Genomic DNA, 18,787 nt, shown 5'->3' with positions numbered 1-18,787 from the left:
CTTGGTTAGACTTTTGAAATAAACCCCACTCTTTTAAATAAACCGTAACGGTTTATTTAAAAGAAGCGGATTTTCTGCCTGCTGAAAAAAGCGGGGAATTACACAGTTGCTTATTATATAGCTCTTTGCGGTTTATCTTTCTCTTCTATTACCTGCCTTATTTTCATTGCAATAACCGATAAAGCTTCTGCCTCATTAGCCCAAAGACTAACAGGTTTTAAATGATTATCGTACTTGGGCACAATTTCAAAATCACTTATTTTTTCGCCCTGTATAAATGGAGATGCCGTAAAATCGCATGATTCAATGTAAATAGGGATGATTGTTTTTTTAGATTGTATGGCTTCTTTTAATTCTGTTTGCCATATATATTCAGAGGCAATGAAGTCCGCCGATAACAGTAAAATAAAAATATCGGCCTTTTTAAGTTGTTCTTTAATTTTTAAATCCCATTTATCTCCGGCCATAATCTCCTGGTCAGTCCATTCTTTTATATAATTGCTTCTTCTTAAGCCTGCAAGATGGTTGCGGATTTTGGCAAGCCAGATGGTGTTGTTATGAGAATATGATACAAATATGTTTTTAGGCATTGTGCCCTTTACTTCAAAAGGAACAATGTGTTTGAACTTAAGCAACTCGTTATCGGTATTATTAATTGAAGAAACCGCAAGTTCCTTTAAATGGTTGTACTTTATATATTCCATCTTATCAACCGATAGCTCCAGCTTATCCAAAAAATAACTTTGTTGATCAGTGTTTGTTGTGCTTTGCGCATTTTCGTTATTGTTTATTGTAAAGCTGTATATTTTTTCAAAGATCTCTTTTTGAAGGTCGCTGCTGTTGTCTTCCACGCTAATTTGTATTATACCTTTCTTTTCTGAGGGAAATAAGCCTTTTATTAAAACAACCTGCCCGTTATTGATATTATTTTTCTTTAAGATCATAATGCCGTTTTTCCAGAAGTAACGGGCTTCAATACTGTCATCTGCAATAAAACACAGCAGCAAATGATGCATTAATTTTTTATAAAAAAATATGGGCACTTTTATCCAATATGAATCCTGCCAGGCATTGGAAGATGCAATTTTAAACAGGTCTTCTATGGGATGATCTTCCGGCAAATATTGCGGTGCCAGGTAATGCGTGGTGCTTTTGGCCGGATGCGGATATAAAATGCCGAGGCTTATCATTACATCAATAATCAACTGATTTTTTTTAAGGTCATCATCTATCAGGATTTCTCCATAATTCTTCAGCACATTGTTGTTTAAAACATTATATATTTTTTCAGACAGCTTTCGTGGGTTAATAAAAATCCGGTCGTTGAGCAAGTTGTTTTTTTCAAAATATATTAATGCGCCGCTGTTGTAAAGCCATACAGGATAATGTTCAGGATTTATGCCCGGCCTGCTTTTTTTGCATATATCATAAAACGTTTGCTTATCAATATAGAGTTCATCTTCATTACCAAAAATAGAAGGCTTGCCCTCTTCATTAAGGTTTAATATTTCCTGACGTATATATTTAAAGTCTTCTGAAAATTGTGCGTGCTTGTTTTTTATAGCCAGCTCATGTAGTTGTTCCGCTAAATAATCGGTAAAGCCCTGCAGGTTCCTTGCATGTATTGTACCGGGTTGCGTGCTGCCGTTCAGCAGGCTTATGTGAAATGATTCATCTATGCCATATTCTGAATGAATATCCTGTGCTATCCTTCTTTTTTGCCGCAGGTCATCAACTTTGTTTTGAACAACCAATAAGGGCGTATTATTAATATCATTTCTAAAGCTTTTTACAGTATCTAACCAATAAGCCAGTTCAAAATGCTCTATCACCTGTTTTGGCTTATCATCATGTAAAACCTCTTCTTTTTTATCACTGAAATCAGATTCTGCACTCCACATAACCACATAAACAGCGTTATTACTAAGAAATAATTTGTAAGTGTCATGATAATATTCCTGCCCGCCAAAATCCCATATACTTACTTCAACATTTTTTAGCTTTGGATATTTAGCAATGTCAGGTTTCCATCTTTTTACTTCAAACCCATGTGTTGAATTTCTTTTTTTAAGGCATTCTCCATTTTCCAGATAATTAACCAAATTGGTTTTACCCACATTACTATTGCCAAGTATGATGAGTTTTACATCAAGAATTTCTTCATCAGTAATAATATTTTCCGAATTAAATTTTTCCAAAGATTCTAAAGATGTGCTGCTGCTTTTAGAAACGCTCATTTCATTAAAATAAGCTCTTATCTGGCTAATGTCGTTATCTATCCATACATCCGAAGGGCAATCTGTAATGGGATTGCTTTGTATGTTAAGCATTTTTAGCGCGGGCAGTTTTATTACGGGTTGCAGCTTGCTGATTTGATTATTATATATGATAAGGCTCTCCAGGTTTTTACATGCCTCTATTCCATCAATGCTGGTGATTTTATTATAACTCAGGTGCAGGGTTTTTAAGTTAGAAGGAAACTGAACATTACTAACACCTGTAATTTCATTACCATGCAAAGCCAGTTCATTTAATGAATTGAGCCGCTCTATATTTTCAATGCGCTTTATTTTATTATTACTCAAATCAAGCAGCGTTAATGATGACAATTGATTTACATTGGAAATATTTTGTATAACAGTATTTCTTATTTGCAGCTCAGTGAGTGCAGGTGGTAAAGTTGCCGGCACGGCATTGAAAATATTGGCTAATTGCTTGTTGCTGCTTTCAATGTATTTACCTGCCTCATCATAATATGCTATTCCAAGGCTCAGGCCTGTTAAATGATTGCACTGCGCAAGTAATTTAAGCTCGGGAGAATTATCTGTTAACCCGCAATTTCCCAGGTCTAAAAACTTTTGTTCTTTTGGCTTGCTGTCTTCTATCAGTAACTGTGGCAATGAAATTTTTCTTATCAGGCTTCTTATTTCAGCCGCATTTCTTGATTGCAAAACTTCCTTCGGCATTTCTCTTGCTGCCGGGTTTTTCCCTATCTCAAGTTGCTCAAGATTGAATAAGCCTTCAAGCACATCAATATCTGTTAACTCATTATTGCTCAGATCAAGCTTTTTGATTGAATGGTGATTTTGAAGAAAGGAAATATTGGTAATGTAGTTGCCATACATATACAACACTTCGAGATAGGGAAGAATATCTTTCAGGTTCTTTTTAAAGAATGATATCCTGTTATTGCCAATATAGAGATATTTAAGATTGGGAAAAAGTTCCAGTTGATCTGTAACATTCAAATCATTATTACTTAATCCGAGTGAAATGAGGTTAGAAAGTTCATCACTTATGGTTATTTGTGCAATATTATTTCCGAAGCCATCAAAATGCGTGAGGCTTCTATATTGATCCAGTTTTGATATATCTCTGATCTTCGTTTCATTTATGTACAACTGCCTGACTGATGCCGGCAATGGCTCGGGAATGCTGCTAAACAAATTCGGTTTCTCTTTGTTTGCTGATAATACAGGCTTGTCGTTTATATAATAGTAAGTGCCTAAACTGAGCGTTTCAATATGATCGCATTTTTGCAACAGGAATAATTCCGGCGATTTATCGTGCAGGCTGCAATTGCCAAGATCTAATAATTTTGAACGGCTCCTGATATTTTGTTCAATAAGCTGTTCGGCAAGAGAAATATTATAACTGCTCATAAGTTAGCTGGTTTAATAAGTTTAGCCAGCTAATTTATAAATGTTTTGTTTGTAATTAAAATTGATTGCGATGTTTATTACAGGTGCGAAAGATGGCACAATCATCAGGTAATTGTTAAAGAAATATATATAATTCCTCTTATTGTTCACCAGCAGATGAAAGTGTTAATCAAGCTTGTACTTTTACACGCATCACTATTTTTTATAATTGAGTAAGCACTTCATTCATGAAATATTTTTTTCTTATTTTCCTTGCACTTATTTTTTATCCCGTTCTATCAAAGGCCCAGCAAACCAAACAGGTAACAGTAAACGTTTACGATGAACAAAATCAGCAACTTCCGGATTGCAGTATTTACGTACTTAATTCCAATATGAACGTTGTTACAGGAGCATCGGGCAATACGATACTTTCTTTAAACGAAGGAAAATATACATTACAGGTTTCGCATACCGGTTATGCAACCACCATACAGAACATTTCTTTTTTAAATGATACTACGGTTAATCTAGAACTTGCTCCATCCGTAAATAAGCTGGATGACGTGGTGGTGTCAACAGAAAAAACGGAACAGGATGTGCAAAAAATTCCATTAAGCATAACGGCTTTAAGCGCCAAAGATATTGCTGATTATAAATTATGGAATACAAAACAATTAACGGCTATTGTACCGGATATGTATGTTTCCAATCCCGGCGACAACAGGAACATAACTTCCATTCGCGGTATTACCACTACATCTTACGATCCGGCTGTTGCCACTTATATTGATGGCGTTAACCAGTTTGGCCTTGATACTTATATTGCCCGCCTGCTTGATGTGGAACGCATAGAAGTATTGCGCGGGCCGCAGGGCAGTTTGTATGGCCGTAATTCAACGGGCGGCATCATCAATATCATTACAAAAAGGCCAACGAATAAGGCAAGGGTTTTTGCTGAAATTAATGCGGGTAAATATGGCCTGCAGCAATACAATGCAGGATTTTCATTGCCTGTTATCAATAATAAATTATTTATAGGCGCCAGCGGTATGTATGAAGGGCGGAATGGTTTTTATACCAATACTTATAACGATTCAAAATTTGACAAACAGCATAGCTGGATGGGCAACTATTTTATTAAATACCTGGCCAGCGATAAACTAAGTTTTACACTGAATGCAAAACATCTGGATGTAAATAATCATGGCCCTTTTCAACTGGTTTCCGGTATGGATGAAGCTTTGAAAGATCCATATATGATTAACCAGGATGCAACGTCTGTTATGCATGATAAAACTTTCAATGCATCATTAAGTGCAAGTTACACAGGCCATGCATTCAACTTCACATCGCAAACTGCTTATCAGAATAATTACCGGTATTATACAGATCCGCTGGATGGTGATTTTTCACCGCTTGATGCTGTTAGCATTATCAATAATTATGGCAATAAATGGAATAATGTAAAAGTAGGAACGCAGGAGTTTCGTTTTAGTTCTCCTTCCGGAAACAGCAAACTAAAGTGGCTTGGCGGCTTATATGGATTTATTCAAAACAATCCTGTAAAACAGGCAACGCATTTTGGCAAAGATGCAGCTGCAGTTGGTTCACCGCTTACAGATTTTTCAAGCATCAACACCAATATATTAAAAGGGTACGGGCTTGCAGCTTATGCGCAGGCAGGTTATGCAATAACAAATGAACTTTTAATAACGCTTGGCGCCCGTTATGATTACGAACATAAAAAGCAAAACGTGGAAGGTGCTTTTCAACCGGATGGGGCAGAGGCTATGATAACGCAACCTGATACGGCCGCCAGTGCGCATTTCAATGCCTTTTCACCGAGGCTAAGCGTATCCTATCAAATAAATCAGCAACAATTGGTGTATGCCACATTCAGCAAAGGTTTCAGGCCCGGTGGCATAAGCCAGCTTTCTTCAGACCCGTCACAACCTCCTTTATTTATTTATAAACCTGAGCATAGCAATAATTATGAAATAGGGTTGAAAAACGATCTTCTTGATAAAAAACTGCAGTTAAACATTGCTGCGTTTTATACCCATATAACAGATGCACAGGTGCCGGCACTGATTTTACCTGATGCCATTACTGTAACAAAAAATGCCGGCAAACTTGTTACGAAAGGCGTGGAGGCCGAAGTGCGTGCAAAGCCTGTTAAAGGCCTTAATATAAATTATAGCTTTGGTTATACAGATGCGCATTACACATCTTTAAACATTGCTTCAAACGGAGAATCTGTAAAGCTTGATGGCAATAAACAGGTGTTTACGCCCAATGTAACATCCAGCCTTGCAGCCCAATACAGCTATGTATTTAGTAAAACCGTTACGGCAACCGCAAGAGCGGAATGGATGTATGTTGGCAAACAATACTTTGATCTGGCCAATCAGTTAAAACAAAATGCGTACAACCTTGTAAATGTGCAGGCCGGCGTTAATTTTTCTAAGATTGGTTTTTATGTGTGGGGCAGAAATATTTTCAACAAGCATTATGTGGATTATGCGTATGATTTTGGCGCTGCACATCTTGGCGACCCGGCAGTGTATGGTGTAACCTTAAGAGTAGATTGCATCTTTAATAAATCATCTAAGTCTTGAAGATATAGTAAAGAATTTATTAAAGAAGATGTATAAAGTTTTGTAATGAAAACGATCAAATAAATACTGTCCGTAAATTTCTAATAACTTCTTATTGTTTTTGCAGTTTCTTTAAAATAGCCACCGTTAACCTGCTGATGCAGATAAGCCTGTTGTGTTCGTCGTGTATACGAATATCCCAAACGTGCGTGCTGCCACCAATATGTACAGGTGTGCAAGTACCTGTAACGATGCCTGACTTCACACTGCGTATATGATTGGCATTTATTTCTATGCCTACACATATAAACTTCTGCCTGTTTATTACCAATGCTGAACATACGCTGCCTAATGTTTCGGCCAGTGCTGCTGAAGCGCCGCCATGTAATAAACCATAAGGCTGATGCGTGCGCTCATCTACAGGCATGGTAGCTTTGAGAAAATCTTTTCCAAGTTCAGTGAATTGTATGCCGAGATGACCTGCAAGCGTGTTCCTGCTCCATCCCTGGAAATCGTTTATAGAAATTTCTTTATTGTACCAGATGCTCATATCGCAAATTAAACACAATGCATTGTAAACTGCAAATCAGCTTATTAATAAAAATTTTTTGAGAAAAAATATATTTTTATTGTTTTTCGATAAAAATATATTGATATTTGCATTGTAAATACTGAATCATGAAAATTAGAACAACCGTAATACTTCAGGTTTTAAGATTACTTGCATTGCTTGCTTTTGTTGGGTTTACTATTGAAGCAGGAAATATTCTTATATCTTTTATTGTAAGTTTTTTTAATCCTGATAGTGCCAAAAACATTTATAAAGGATTAGACCTGCATCAGCTAAAAGCTTATGGAGACTGGGCTTATTATCTGACTGTAATCTTTCTGTTCAGTATTGCCGCTTTAAAAGCGCAGGTGTGGCAAAAGGTACTGAATATGTTATCGCACTTAAAAATGGATAACCCTTTTCAGCCGCAAATGATGCAGTTTTTAACCAGGGTAAGCAACGTTTTGATTGCAATATGGGCAACAGGTTTTTTGTATAATATACTTGCCGGTTTTGTTAATAAAAGAACAGGCGGGGAGTTGCTGCAAATAATTGATGCAGATAATTTCCTGTTTATGGCCGGTTTGGTATTTATAATTACACAGGTATTTAAACGTGGTATGGAAATTCAATCAGAAAACGAATTAACTGTATAACTATGGCAATAGTAGTAAACCTTGATGTAATGATGGCGAAGCGCAAAATGTCGCTGAACGAGCTATCTGAAAAAGTTGGTTTAACACTGGCCAATCTGTCTATTCTTAAAACGGGCAAGGCAAAAGCAATCCGTTTCAGTACGCTTGATACAATATGTAAAGTGCTGGATTGCCAGCCTGCAGATATACTGGAATATGTGGCTGACTAAATCTATTAAATCAATCTCTATTTTAAAACAAACAATTATGAAATGAACCATAAAAATTTTCGGGCAACTTTATACCGGAAGCGATGAAAATTTTATGGGGAATTCCATCTGACAATAAAAAATAAAAAATTATACAGATGAAAATTAGTACTATTCAAATATTGAGGGTATTGTATATCCTTTCCTGGATCATATTCGTTGGACTAGGTATTGTTGCAGGCGGTTTTATAGTAAATGCTTTTTTTGCAATAAAGGATCCAACGGTTGTTAAATATCTCTGGCAGCAGGTAGATTTATCTGATCTTTTTAAACACGACCGCGGATATTTTTTTGTAATAAACCTGGTTATGAGTATTGTAGCGGTAATGAAGGCTTTGCTGTTTTACTGCATCATCGCAATGCTTCATAATAAAAAATTAAACCTGTCGCAACCTTTCAGTGGAGATGTCCGGCGCTTTATTTTTAAACTATCTTACCTGGCTTTATTCATAGGCTTGTTTTCTGAAGCAGGCGCTAATTGCACGGCCTGGCTGATTGAAAAAGGTATAAAAATGCCCGATATACAATACATGCATCTGGGCGGTGCAGATGTGTGGCTGTTTATGAGTGTTATACTTTTTGTGATCGCTCAAATTTTTAAGAGGGGAATAGAGCTTCAGCAGGAAAATGAGTTAACAATATGAGCTTATTTATATTTTAAAATATGAATTGGTTATTTCGCACAGAGCAAGAGCGCATACAGGGAATAATATTTAAAGATATTGAAGCGACCAATCGGATAATCCTTGCATCACGAAAATCCAGGGCCAGGCAGCTTTATTTCAATCTTTCAAGCACACCTTTCCGCTTAACGATGTTTTTGTAATCCCATTGAATTTGCCTTGCTTTTTCAAGCCATCGTTTTAAATCATCTTTATTTATTTGCTGAACCGCTGTATAACGCATTTCTGCAGCTTTAAACTTTCCTTCTTTTTGTAAAGCGGCTTCATCAAACGATTGCCCGCTCCAGAATAATAGGCGCACATTATCTTTCAATTTGCTATAACCTACAATGGGGTTTCCATCTAAAAACCACACCGGATGTGCATGCCATATCTTATTTTCTGCTTCAGGTAAATGATTGCTTATTTCTTTTGCAAGCAGATTGCATATCTTTTTGTCCTCATTGTTTTGGGCATTATTATATGCTTTGATGTCTGTGTTCATTTGCTTTATTTAAACGGGTTAGCAATTCAATGTTTTACATTGGTATTATAATGATGACGGCAATTAAGTTTTGATCAAACAGGTATTATTTACTGCCATACACTTTCTTTCCATCAATATAGGTAGCTATAACTTTTGTGTTTAATGCATCGGCAAGGTTGGCTTTCATCAGGTCCTTATCCAGTATAACAAAATCTGCTTTTTTACCGGCTTCAATACTGCCAATTTCCTTTTCCAGAAATTCTGCCTTTGCCGCCCAGATGGTCATGCCGCGAATGGCTTCTTCACGGCTTAATGCATTTTCCATTTGAAAGCCACCGGCGGGAAAACCCGTTGCATCCTGCCTGAAAACCGCAGCCACAAAGGTTTTGAAGGGGCTTATATCTTCCACCGGGAAATCGGTGCCCAATGGCAGCCATCCATTTTGTTGCAATAATTGTTTGAATGCATAACCTCCTTTCAAACGTTCTGTTCCAATGCGGTCTGCAGCCCAATACATATCGCTTGTGGCATGTGTGGGCTGCACAGATGGAATAACAGATGTTTTTCCAAACAACTCAAAGTCTGCCTGGTTAATGATCTGTGCATGTTCTATGCGCCAGCGCTTATCATTTTTCCCTTGCAGGTATTTGTTGTATATCTTCAGTATTTCACGGTTGCCGCTGTCGCCTATAGCATGCGTGCAAACCTGGAAGTCAGTTTTTGAAAGCAGCGATGCCACCGAATCATAATGTGCTGCACTGTTTATCATAAAACCATACCATCCCGGTTTATCATTATAAGGATGCAATAAGCAGGCGCCGCGGCTGCCAAGCGCACCATCAGCATATAACTTGAAACCTTTTATAAACAGCTTGTCTGTTTTATATGGCCCTTTGGGCAAATAGGCATCATAGTTTTGTTTATCGTCACTCAGCAGAACATACATGCGCATATCAAGCCTGCCTTCTTTTTGAAGTGTATCTATCATGTTGGCGGCAACATAATTTATACCGCAATCACTCACGGTTGTAAGCCCCTGTGCAAAACAATTTTGCTGCGCCGATTGCAGCCATTTTTGAAATTGTTCTTTTGAAGGAGCAGGTACTTTTCCATATACAGGATTCATTGCATTATCGATCAATACTCCTGTAAGCGCTCCATTCTTTGTTTCAATTGAACCGCCGCTAATGGTTTGCCCGGGCTTTATACCGGCAATTTCAAGCGCTTTCGCATTGGCTAAAATGGCATGCCCGTCTATACGTTCCAGCAAAACAGGTGTGTTGGGAAAAAGTTTATTCAACTGTTCATTGGTTGGAAAAGCTTTGCCCGGAAATTTATTCTGGTCCCAGCCATGTCCGCGTATCCATACTTCACCGGGGTTTGCCTGTATAAATTTTTGTATACGGCTGATAACTTCATCCATGTTTTTGCAATCAAAAAGATCTACAGCATATAAGGATTCCCCGTAGCCAATAAAATGCGAATGTGCATCGTTAAAGCCGGGGTAAACTGCCTGGCCATTTGCATTTACTGTATCGGCCGCCGTATAATTTTCCAGGATATCATTATTACTGCCTGTGGCTATAATTTTACCATCTTTCACGGCAAAAGCGGCCACCGTGCTGAATGCGCTGTCAACCGTATAAACCTGCCCGTTGTAAACAATAAGATCAACTGTTTTTTTGGAAGAACAGGCTGTGAAAAGGATAACAGCCAATACTGCTGAAGCTATATTTTTCATAAAACTGGTTATTCGTTGTTGTGCATGCATAGATACAATATTAACAGGAATTGGATGTTGTGCAACATTCAACATAAACTTTATTGACATAACAGTCTATTAAAAATCTGCTTTATCTTGCCATTTCTAAAGCTATATATTGAGCAAGAAATTTTTTGCATTCCTGCTGCTGATCTCATTACATTTTTTGTTTGCCTGTAAATTGCATGCGCAGCAAATCACACCTGATACCGTTAAAACAGGTATTTATGTAACGAGTATCCATGATATAGATTTTAAAGAACAGGAATATACAGTTGACTTCTGGTTATGGCTGAAATATAAAAACCCTGATTTTGATTTTTCGCATAACCTTGAAATACCACTTGCAAAAACGGTTGACAGGTATTTTGAAACTGTAGATACTGCAGAAGGAAAGGTCTCTATATTAATGAAACTGCAATGCGTAATGAAAGATTCGTGGCGCATAACCAATTTCCCTTTTGATAAACAAACACTGAGGCTTTCAATAGAAAACTCTCAATATGATTCGAAAGCGCTGGTGTTTTTACCCGATACCCTGGGTAAGCATTTCGACCCGCGTTTTACTTTGCCTAACTGGACGATTGATACATTTCGCGTAATGGTTGCCACCAAAGCTTATGAAACCACTTTTGGCGATGAAAGCCTTTCAACGCCGCATACAGAATACAGCTCATTCAGGGTAAGGGTAAGCATTGAACGCAATGCAATAGGCTTATTCTGGAAATTATTTATAGGTATGTATGTAGCTTTTCTTATTGCCTATGTATGTTTTTATATTCATGCAGATAGCATTGATTCCCGCTTTAGCTTAAGCGTGGGCGCTTTGTTTGCTGTTATAGGTAATAAGTACATTGTAGATGCATCATTGCCTGAAAGCCTTACGTTTACGCTGGTTGATACACTGCACGGCATTACCCTGTTCTTTATACTTTGTGTGGTTGCGGCAAATACATGGTCGCTGCAGCTTTTGAAGCAAAACAAAAGAATATATAATTCCAACAAATTTGATATGATTATTGCACAGGTGTTGCTCGTAGTTTACCTCCGGCTGAATATTTATTTTATCAGCCAGGCTGTGCATAACAATTAATAATTAATCCTGCTGCAGCTTCTTTGCTTTTCGCAGTGTAAAATTTCTTGAAATATTAAACCCGAAATGAATGTCACCCTTTTTCCACCTGCCGGGGTTTTCTGCAATAAAAGCCCTTTCTGTCATGCCGGTGGAATTGCTTAAATGCACCTGGAACACATGGCCGGCGGTTTCAATTTCATAACCAATAGAAAACGTATTATAGGTGCCGGGCAATTTGGTGCCGGGCAGCACGTAATAATATTCAACGCTTATTCCTGATCTTTTTGTTACCCTGAGTTTTGCACCTGCGCCTATTGCAAAAATATCATTAGAGTTAAAGCTGCTGTCAACAAGGTTTTCATGAATCAGTGAAGGCATTAACTGGAATGAAAAGCCCGGTGTAAATTTTCTTGCAATTAAAACCTGGTATGCATAAGAAAGCTTATCCTGCGTGCTTAGTTTGGCATCTGTTTTCTTTTCTGTTTTAAGCAATGCCGTATCTGTTTGCAGCATTGCAGAAGTAAACAATGTAACAGAAAGCGGCATGCCTTTATTGCCTTCCGCCTGGCGCAGCAACCTGTACTTCAGAAAAAGGTCGTATTGTTTTTCGAACGAACTTCTTCCGCCGCCAACAGTAAGCCTGTTGGTAAGACCGTAATCCATACCTATGCGGATGTTGGCAAGATCCAAACCAAACAGGTTATAAAACCCATCATTCAGCTGGCCGAAGCGATGTGATATTTTCAAGTCGAGCACGCCGCCCTGTGTGGTTTCAACAGTATGCCCGTCAATTAACCTTGTTGTAATAAAAGTGGCTTCGGCGCGCTGTATTTTGCCGGTATCTTTTACCTGCGTTTGCACGTCAAGCATTGAATCAAGGTTTACATTCTGGCTAAATGCATTCAATGAAAAACAGAATGCTATTAAAAATAACCATGCAGGTTTTTGCATTATTAATTTGTTTTGATTAGTTATGGAGAATTATAACAGGTTTCCGTTTATTGAGCTTCATATTCGCAATTCACGGTTACCTGGATGTCTTCTGCAATTTTTTTCTGAACAAAAGATTCGCCTGTCACATTATAATCTTTCCGTTTCACAGTGAATGTTGCCGTCACTGTTGGCTTACCGTTTTTAATTACAATTGTGCCTTTTGCCGTAACAGGTTTTGTTACATCGCGAATGGTAAGATTGCCGCTTACCATAACAGCATAGCTTCCATCTCTTGAAAAATCAACCGCAGCTATATTATCAACCTTCCCGTCAAACCCGGCTTTTGGATATTTTGAAGAAGCCATATAATCATCTGTATTAAAATGTTCTTCCATAGCTGTTTTAGCGAAATGGAAACTTTTAACGGCAACTTTAAATTGAATAGTGCCTGTTGCAGCATTCAGTACACTTACAGCTTCATTGTTTTGCGCTTTTATATCTTCAAGCGGTGTATGGGAATAGAATGAAATATTACCATTGCGCGTTAAGTAAGTTTGATTGAAAGCCGTGAGCCAAAAAGAAAAAACAAAACATGTTAAGGCTGTTATTTTTTTCATGCGCTTGTTTTTATAGATCAGTTATTAGGCGCTCCTGCATTTACCCAGGCTGTAATTTTATTAATATCGCAATCAGATAATTTCGCCCCGCCCTTCGGCATCTCCGGTGCGCCGCCTTTATGCATCACCGCTGAAAGCAAGGTGCCGTAAGTAAAATTTCCGTCAAGTGCTAAACCTGATATGGTAGCATAATCATACAAATCAAATCCTGTTATAGCAGCGCCATCGTGGCATGATTTGCAATGCCCGTCAAGTATGGCTTTTATTTCAACACTGTACCGCATATTTACAGTATCGCAACTATTGTTGGGCTGCCCCGGGTAATCAATATCAGCCTTGTTATGGGCGCAGCTTTGTACAATTAATGCACAGGCTATGATGCATGTGCATGCAATAGCATTTCTTCTATTCATTGATAGTTTTTTAAATTGTAAAAAAAGATTTGATATGTTGGAATGCCTATTTAATCAATATGCCTTCATTCAGAATAACATCACTTAAATAACCTGTACAAATACCTTTGAATGTTATGGTGCTTCCTTTATTAATAGCTTTCGGCGGCTGTTTAAATGTACAGTTCACACCAAATACAATATCGGATGATTGCAGGTAAACAACCGTTTCGCCTGCCTGGTTTTTCTTTATACTATTTACTATGCCGGTAACCTCTACGGCTTTATTCAGGAAGCTTGCATTGGCTGCCTGTTCATTATGCGCGAATGAATCATAAAGCGCTGTTGCTGTAATTTTAATTGCTTCCTCATTGGCAACATTTCTTGCTGGTTTATTCCAGACATAATAAGCATAACCTATACCTGCCAATGCGCTCAATAAAATAACTGCGATAAGAATTTTTTTCCAGTGCTTCATACAACATCGCCTGTTTTCTTTACTGAATAAAGTATAACAGGCATAGAAAGAATTAGGTTGCCATTGCCGATAAAAAAATTATATTGAAAAACGGATTGGTAAAACAAGGCGGAAGTTTATCCAAAAGTCATGCGTCAGTAGCTAATGTTTCTTCATTTACTTTTCCACTTCCAGTCAAGCATTTTTATAAAATAACCACCAACAACACTGCGTGCCTGGAAGCCAACCTGTTTACCAGTTGTTGTTTCGTGCCAATCGCTTAACGGTACACGTGTTGGCGTTTGTGTTGCGTATAAATAAACAGGGTTAATTAAAGCTTCAAAATTATTTTGAAAAGAAGCCAGTGTTGCAGTCCATAATATCCAATCGCTTTTTGTATAGGTTTTGCGGCTGTCTGAAGGCAGGCCGAATTTGTTTTGGTGTGCGAGGTAATAACTGATCTCTTTATCATAAACAGTTTGCGGGAAAAGGTTAAGATGAAATAATTTATCCCAAACCATATTGTATTTCTGGCTCCATGTATTTTTTGCACCGAATGCAAGTGAATAATGATCATTGTCCTCAGCCAGATCAAGCCATTGCATTGCATAATTATGCGCAACAGAATCATAGTAAGCCGCTACCGATTTATCACCCATCATCTTCGCCATCATTGCATAGGATGCGATGCCCACAATTGCTTTAACGGAAAGGTTGGCATTGCGCGCAAGATGGCCTGCAAAATCATCTGTGCACAACTGGTTTTTCGGATCCAAACCATCATTCACCAGGTAATTTACCCATTTGGTTAAGCTCTGCCAATGTTTGGCAGCATAATTTGTATTGTCTTCTGCTTTTGTAATAGCGGCTGTAAGAATAATCATATTGCCCGCTTCCTCAACCGGCATATCCTCCCCGTAAGTTTGCCCGTTTGCCAATGGATAAGTGCCGATATCATGTGCCGGGAAATCTTTTGACCATTTACCGCTTTCGCTGTAATCAAAAATACCATTCAGCATGCCCTTTAATAATGCAGGATTATATACCAATGATAAAGGCGCAGAAGGATACGTTACATCAACCGTAAATATGGAACCATTGCTGAAGTTTTCTTTTTGAGGAAACAACAATTCATTGTTTGGCCCGCGAACCAGTTTATGTGCAGCCAGCGATTGCCTGTAAGCCATCACGCAAAGCTTTGCATAGTTTTCGCCGCCCGCCTGCGCCGCATCTGTATATAATTTATTATCAAAAGAATCACAAGTGGATTGTATGGCAGGATATTGTTGCGCGGAGGCTTCCAGCAGGTCATCCATTGTTTTATAATTCTTTTTCCACCACGCCTCAAGGTTTTTATTAAAGTATTGTATGGAATAAATGTCATCATATCCAAGCATTACAACAGCCCGGTTGCTGTTATTGTTCATACCCGTAAAAAGAGAAATATTGGATGCAAGTAAAATGTCTTTATCAAGTGCACTGCTATCGTTATATAATGTTGTAAAAAAACCGTTCCTTACATAATCTTTTATAATATTAGCTATGGATGTAAGTTTCACTTCATACTGCTTTTGTTTTGGTGTGGCGAGATAAAAATAGCCCCAGTCAATCCTTATATCATCTCCCTTTTTTTGTAATACAGGCTGGGCTTCTGTGCCGCATTTTAATACAGTTAGATTTTTTGTTTGGTAAGCAGCGGCTTTCATTATTTCCGTGCCTGTATTGCCAGCAAGCGAACTGTTTGCTCCAAATAGAATGTTTACATTATGAATGCCCTTATCTTTTGCTGTTATGGCAAACCGCACAAAGGAAACAGGCCGTGAAAGCAGGTTAATGTTGCCGGCAATTAGAGGCGACAAAAAATCTACTTCAAGATTTATTGCACCGCAACTGAACAAATATTTTGTTTGTGTGGCTGTAACGCTCACAGCTTCCTGTTTTGCCTGCAGTATGCCAGGAGATGTTGTTTTGGTAGCAAGCCCCGCATCAAGCCAGGCTTCACCGCCGGTATTGGTACAATGTATTGCTAATAAATTTCTGCCCCTGTGTAAATTTTTTATAACAGATTGTGGCAATTCATATTCAGCATAACTGTTATTAACGTTTGTGCACTCAAACGCTTTCTCACCGTTTATATAAACCTCAGCCTTGTCATCGTTTTTCAGGTATAAAAACAAGTTGCTGATGTTTGTATCGAACACATCAAAATTGCGGCGCACCCATATTTCTTTTGTATTCCACACTGTAGACGGATTGCCGTATTTGGTACCGAACGGGAAAGTGGCCGGTGTAAAACCAGCATCGTTAAAGTCTTCATTCATCCAACCGTCAGCAGGTTGCTCAACTGTATATTTTGCTGCATAAACCTTTTCATTACTAAGGGGCGATATCCACTGCAATGTTGATAATGATTCGCCTAAAAAATTATATACTTTCCCGTCAACCCTCAGCAGGCCGGTTAAAGCCTGCTCTTTGCCTGTCCAGTGTTTTGTGTTTGATTGATTAAGCGTATCTGTACAACTCCAGATGCTGAAATACGGATCATGCGTTATGAGCGGGTAAGCCGGCATTTTGTTTACCTGTGCTGAAATGTTCGTTGCGAGAAAAAGTAAAAAAAATTGCACCAATAACTTTCGCCTTATGAAATGCATGTCCTGAATAATTTTTGCTAAAGTATGTTTTCCATAATAGTTTTTTCCCGATTGATAAGAAGGGATACTGCGTTAAGTTGTATAACTTAAACATAAAAGGAAAATTATTAGAGTGGATTGAAAAATTATTTTTGGATTTGGTTGAAAATACCAAATTGTTTTTTTACGTTTGTTCAAGCAACCTCATGATAACACTGTCTTCTTGAAACTAACTTCAAGCAAACAGCACCGAAGATTTGGATATTGATGCGTTTATAAAATCGAAAATCAATTGTATGATTGATAAAGCGCTTGATTTTATTTGTAAGCAGTTGAACAGCTATCTGCTAACCAAACTGGAACCGGCTCCGCAAGATGATATAGCTATTATATTGTCTAATGTTTCACAGTTAAATGAAACGCAGCCAAACAGTGGCGGCGAAACCAATGATCCGCAGAACGCATTTTTAAGCCTTATTAATGTGGAGGAAGACCGCATAAGCAAATCACCGGAAAATTTTGTTCGTTCAGTTGAGGGTGGCGTAATATATAAGAATCCAAAGATCTTTCTTAACCTGTATATTTTATTTGCTGTAAATCTTGCATCGTATTCAGAATCATTAAAACGCTTGTCATATATCATACAGTTTTTTCAATACCAGAATGTTTTTACACCGCTTAATTATCCATCTATTCCAAAAGGCACAGACCAGTTGATTGTTGACCTGGTAACCCTTTCTTACCAGGATTTAAATAACCTGTGGGGTATTCTCGGTTCAAGGTATTTGCCTTCTGTAATGTATAAAGTACGCATGATTAATATAAATGAAGACTTTGCTTATGGCGATGCAGGATTAATACAAAAGATTGCAATTAATGACAAAAGCTTGCAGCAATGATAAGTATTAATTACAGTTATTTTTTCAGGATAGAATTATTGCATAAATATTTTGCAAACAATCTATGCAACGATTTCATCATTACACCTTCAGCAGAAACGCAGGCCGCAATTAAAGGCAATAAGATGCTTGCCAAACAATACGGCAACACATTATACACGGCTTTGCAAACGGATGATGATAATAAAGCTTTTATGGTGCCTTCTGATAAACTGCAGCTAACCTTTTTTATGCAATTAAACAGCGGGTTATTTTACAATTACACTAACCTGCCTTCTGTTTTTAAACCGGGCAAACTGTATTATTTCTCCAACAGGAATAATAATGCCGTTAATGGAAAAAAATTTATCTCACAATCCGTACTCTATGATAACAATAAAGATTATGTGCCCGGAGACATTGCAATTGGCGGTGGAACTATTTACCAATGTATAAAAGGGTGCAAGAATGTAACACCATCAGATGCCAACGATACCAACTGGATGAAAATTGACAAAAACCAGTATGTTTCTGAACAGGATGCTGTGCAATGGATGCCTTCCATTTCAACCTACACCTTCGAAACATTGCAACCAGATGTTACAATAGATGCCTGGGCTTTCAACCTTGCTGACAATGCATTTTCCCATCATGTTATTTCAGAAAGCATTGCTTTTAAAGATCCTGCAAAACAATTCAAACTTGATCTTTCTTCACTTGCCCCTGGTAAGTATAAGCTGAAAATCAATAGTAACGAACAATTTATTTATATAAATGATGCGTTAAGTGCAAGACCTGTTTTTGGTGTAATTGAAATATTTAATGATAGCAGTATTGCCCCACCATATCAACTATTGAACGGAGATGTTTTAAACTCGCCGGTATACACGATCAATTTTTTAAACAGGGCAACCATATGGAAATATATTTTGAAGAATACTTCAAAAGGAAAAATAACGATAACCCCTGCAGGATTTGATTTTCCGGCAACAGCATCGGATGTTATTATCTCACAATCGCCAATTCCATTGAATGAAACACCTTTGAATGTAAGTCTTGCCTTAACGGTTGTTGATAACGATAATGTGAACATAACAGTTCCTGATGTTGCCTGTCCCTCACCATCAAGATTAACCAGTTTTACAAACGGGCCTGATAAATATGCCTGTTCAGAAGTTTTTTTAAATCACTAATCATAA

16 protein-coding genes are annotated in these 18,787 nt (G+C 37.8%); 7 read left to right on the top strand and 9 right to left on the bottom strand.

Translation table 11 applies throughout. From position 1 onward, the window contains the following. Positions 1–113 precede the first annotated feature (113 nt). A complete protein-coding gene (locus ACTHN6_RS07855; protein WP_440435191.1) occupies positions 114–3,662 on the bottom strand; it encodes a leucine-rich repeat protein in 3,549 nt (1,182 codons plus the stop codon). 227 nt (positions 3,663–3,889) lie between these two features. On the opposite strand from ACTHN6_RS07855, the gene ACTHN6_RS07850 reads away from it, so the two are divergent. Continuing rightward, positions 3,890–6,262 carry a TonB-dependent receptor gene (locus tag ACTHN6_RS07850; RefSeq protein WP_440435190.1) on the top strand — a complete coding sequence of 791 codons (2,373 nt, stop codon included), beginning with the start codon at positions 3,890–3,892 and terminating at the stop codon, positions 6,260–6,262. A 91-nt stretch (positions 6,263–6,353) separates the two neighbouring features. On the opposite strand, the gene ACTHN6_RS07845 is transcribed toward ACTHN6_RS07850, so the two are convergent. Continuing rightward, complete coding sequence (locus ACTHN6_RS07845) at positions 6,354–6,791, bottom strand: hotdog fold thioesterase (RefSeq protein ID WP_440435189.1); 438 nt, start codon at positions 6,789–6,791, stop codon at positions 6,354–6,356. A gap of 128 nt (positions 6,792–6,919) precedes the next feature. On the opposite strand from ACTHN6_RS07845, the gene ACTHN6_RS07840 reads away from it, so the two are divergent. From ACTHN6_RS07840 to ACTHN6_RS07830, 3 genes are all read left to right on the top strand, one after another. Then, complete coding sequence (locus ACTHN6_RS07840; protein WP_440435188.1) at positions 6,920–7,447, top strand: DUF2975 domain-containing protein; 528 nt, start codon at positions 6,920–6,922, stop codon at positions 7,445–7,447. Positions 7,448–7,449: 2 nt separating this feature from the next. Next, positions 7,450–7,656 carry a helix-turn-helix domain-containing protein gene (locus ACTHN6_RS07835; protein ID WP_440435187.1) on the top strand — a complete coding sequence of 69 codons (207 nt, stop codon included), beginning with the start codon at positions 7,450–7,452 and terminating at the stop codon, positions 7,654–7,656. Positions 7,657–7,793: 137 nt separating this feature from the next. After that, positions 7,794–8,339: a DUF2975 domain-containing protein gene (locus tag ACTHN6_RS07830; RefSeq protein ID WP_440435186.1), complete on the top strand. Its 546-nt coding sequence runs from the start codon at positions 7,794–7,796 to the stop codon at positions 8,337–8,339. 133 nt (positions 8,340–8,472) lie between these two features. On the opposite strand, the gene ACTHN6_RS07825 is transcribed toward ACTHN6_RS07830, so the two are convergent. Then, the gene (locus ACTHN6_RS07825; RefSeq protein ID WP_440435185.1) at positions 8,473–8,862 is read right to left on the bottom strand and encodes a DUF1801 domain-containing protein; all 390 of its coding nucleotides are present in this window, start codon (positions 8,860–8,862) and stop codon (positions 8,473–8,475) included. 85 nt (positions 8,863–8,947) lie between these two features. Continuing rightward, complete coding sequence (locus ACTHN6_RS07820; RefSeq protein ID WP_440435184.1) at positions 8,948–10,585, bottom strand: amidohydrolase; 1,638 nt, start codon at positions 10,583–10,585, stop codon at positions 8,948–8,950. 139 nt (positions 10,586–10,724) lie between these two features. Here ACTHN6_RS07820 and ACTHN6_RS07815 point away from each other — a divergent pair, with 139 nt between their 5' ends. Next, positions 10,725–11,699, top strand: coding sequence for a hypothetical protein (locus ACTHN6_RS07815; RefSeq protein ID WP_440435183.1), 975 nt, complete (start codon positions 10,725–10,727; stop codon positions 11,697–11,699). Positions 11,700–11,702: 3 nt separating this feature from the next. Here the strand turns inward: ACTHN6_RS07815 and ACTHN6_RS07810 are convergent, their stop codons facing one another. The 5 genes from ACTHN6_RS07810 to ACTHN6_RS07790 form a co-directional block, all read right to left on the bottom strand. Beyond that, positions 11,703–12,632: a DUF5777 family beta-barrel protein gene (locus tag ACTHN6_RS07810; RefSeq protein ID WP_440435182.1), complete on the bottom strand. Its 930-nt coding sequence runs from the start codon at positions 12,630–12,632 to the stop codon at positions 11,703–11,705. Positions 12,633–12,679: 47 nt separating this feature from the next. Next, on the bottom strand, positions 12,680–13,231 hold the full coding sequence (locus ACTHN6_RS07805; protein ID WP_440435181.1) for a YceI family protein: 552 nt from the start codon (positions 13,229–13,231) through the stop codon (positions 12,680–12,682). 17 nt (positions 13,232–13,248) lie between these two features. Next, the gene (locus tag ACTHN6_RS07800) at positions 13,249–13,644 is read right to left on the bottom strand and encodes a c-type cytochrome (RefSeq protein WP_440435180.1); all 396 of its coding nucleotides are present in this window, start codon (positions 13,642–13,644) and stop codon (positions 13,249–13,251) included. 46 nt (positions 13,645–13,690) lie between these two features. Further along, the gene (locus tag ACTHN6_RS07795) at positions 13,691–14,101 is read right to left on the bottom strand and encodes an OB-fold protein (protein ID WP_440435179.1); all 411 of its coding nucleotides are present in this window, start codon (positions 14,099–14,101) and stop codon (positions 13,691–13,693) included. Between the two features lie 152 nt (positions 14,102–14,253). After that, positions 14,254–16,731, bottom strand: a complete 2,478-nt coding sequence (locus tag ACTHN6_RS07790; protein ID WP_440435178.1) for a glutaminase domain-containing protein — start codon at positions 16,729–16,731, stop codon at positions 14,254–14,256. A gap of 275 nt (positions 16,732–17,006) precedes the next feature. Here ACTHN6_RS07790 and ACTHN6_RS07785 point away from each other — a divergent pair, with 275 nt between their 5' ends. Together ACTHN6_RS07785 and ACTHN6_RS07780 are read left to right on the top strand one after the other, a co-directional pair. After that, on the top strand, positions 17,007–17,609 hold the full coding sequence (locus tag ACTHN6_RS07785) for a DUF4255 domain-containing protein (RefSeq protein ID WP_440435177.1): 603 nt from the start codon (positions 17,007–17,009) through the stop codon (positions 17,607–17,609). Beyond that, positions 17,606–18,781, top strand: a complete 1,176-nt coding sequence (locus tag ACTHN6_RS07780; RefSeq protein ID WP_440435176.1) for a hypothetical protein — start codon at positions 17,606–17,608, stop codon at positions 18,779–18,781. Before ACTHN6_RS07785 ends, ACTHN6_RS07780 begins: the two co-directional genes overlap by 4 nt. The last annotated feature ends 6 nt before the right edge of the window (positions 18,782–18,787 follow it).

Origin of the sequence: Parafilimonas sp. (assembly GCF_051953455.1) — a bacterium.
Taxonomy (GTDB): Bacteria; Bacteroidota; Bacteroidia; order Chitinophagales; family Chitinophagaceae; genus Parafilimonas.
Note: the sequence above shows the minus strand (reverse complement) of the source record. Positions and strands in the feature narration are given on the sequence as shown.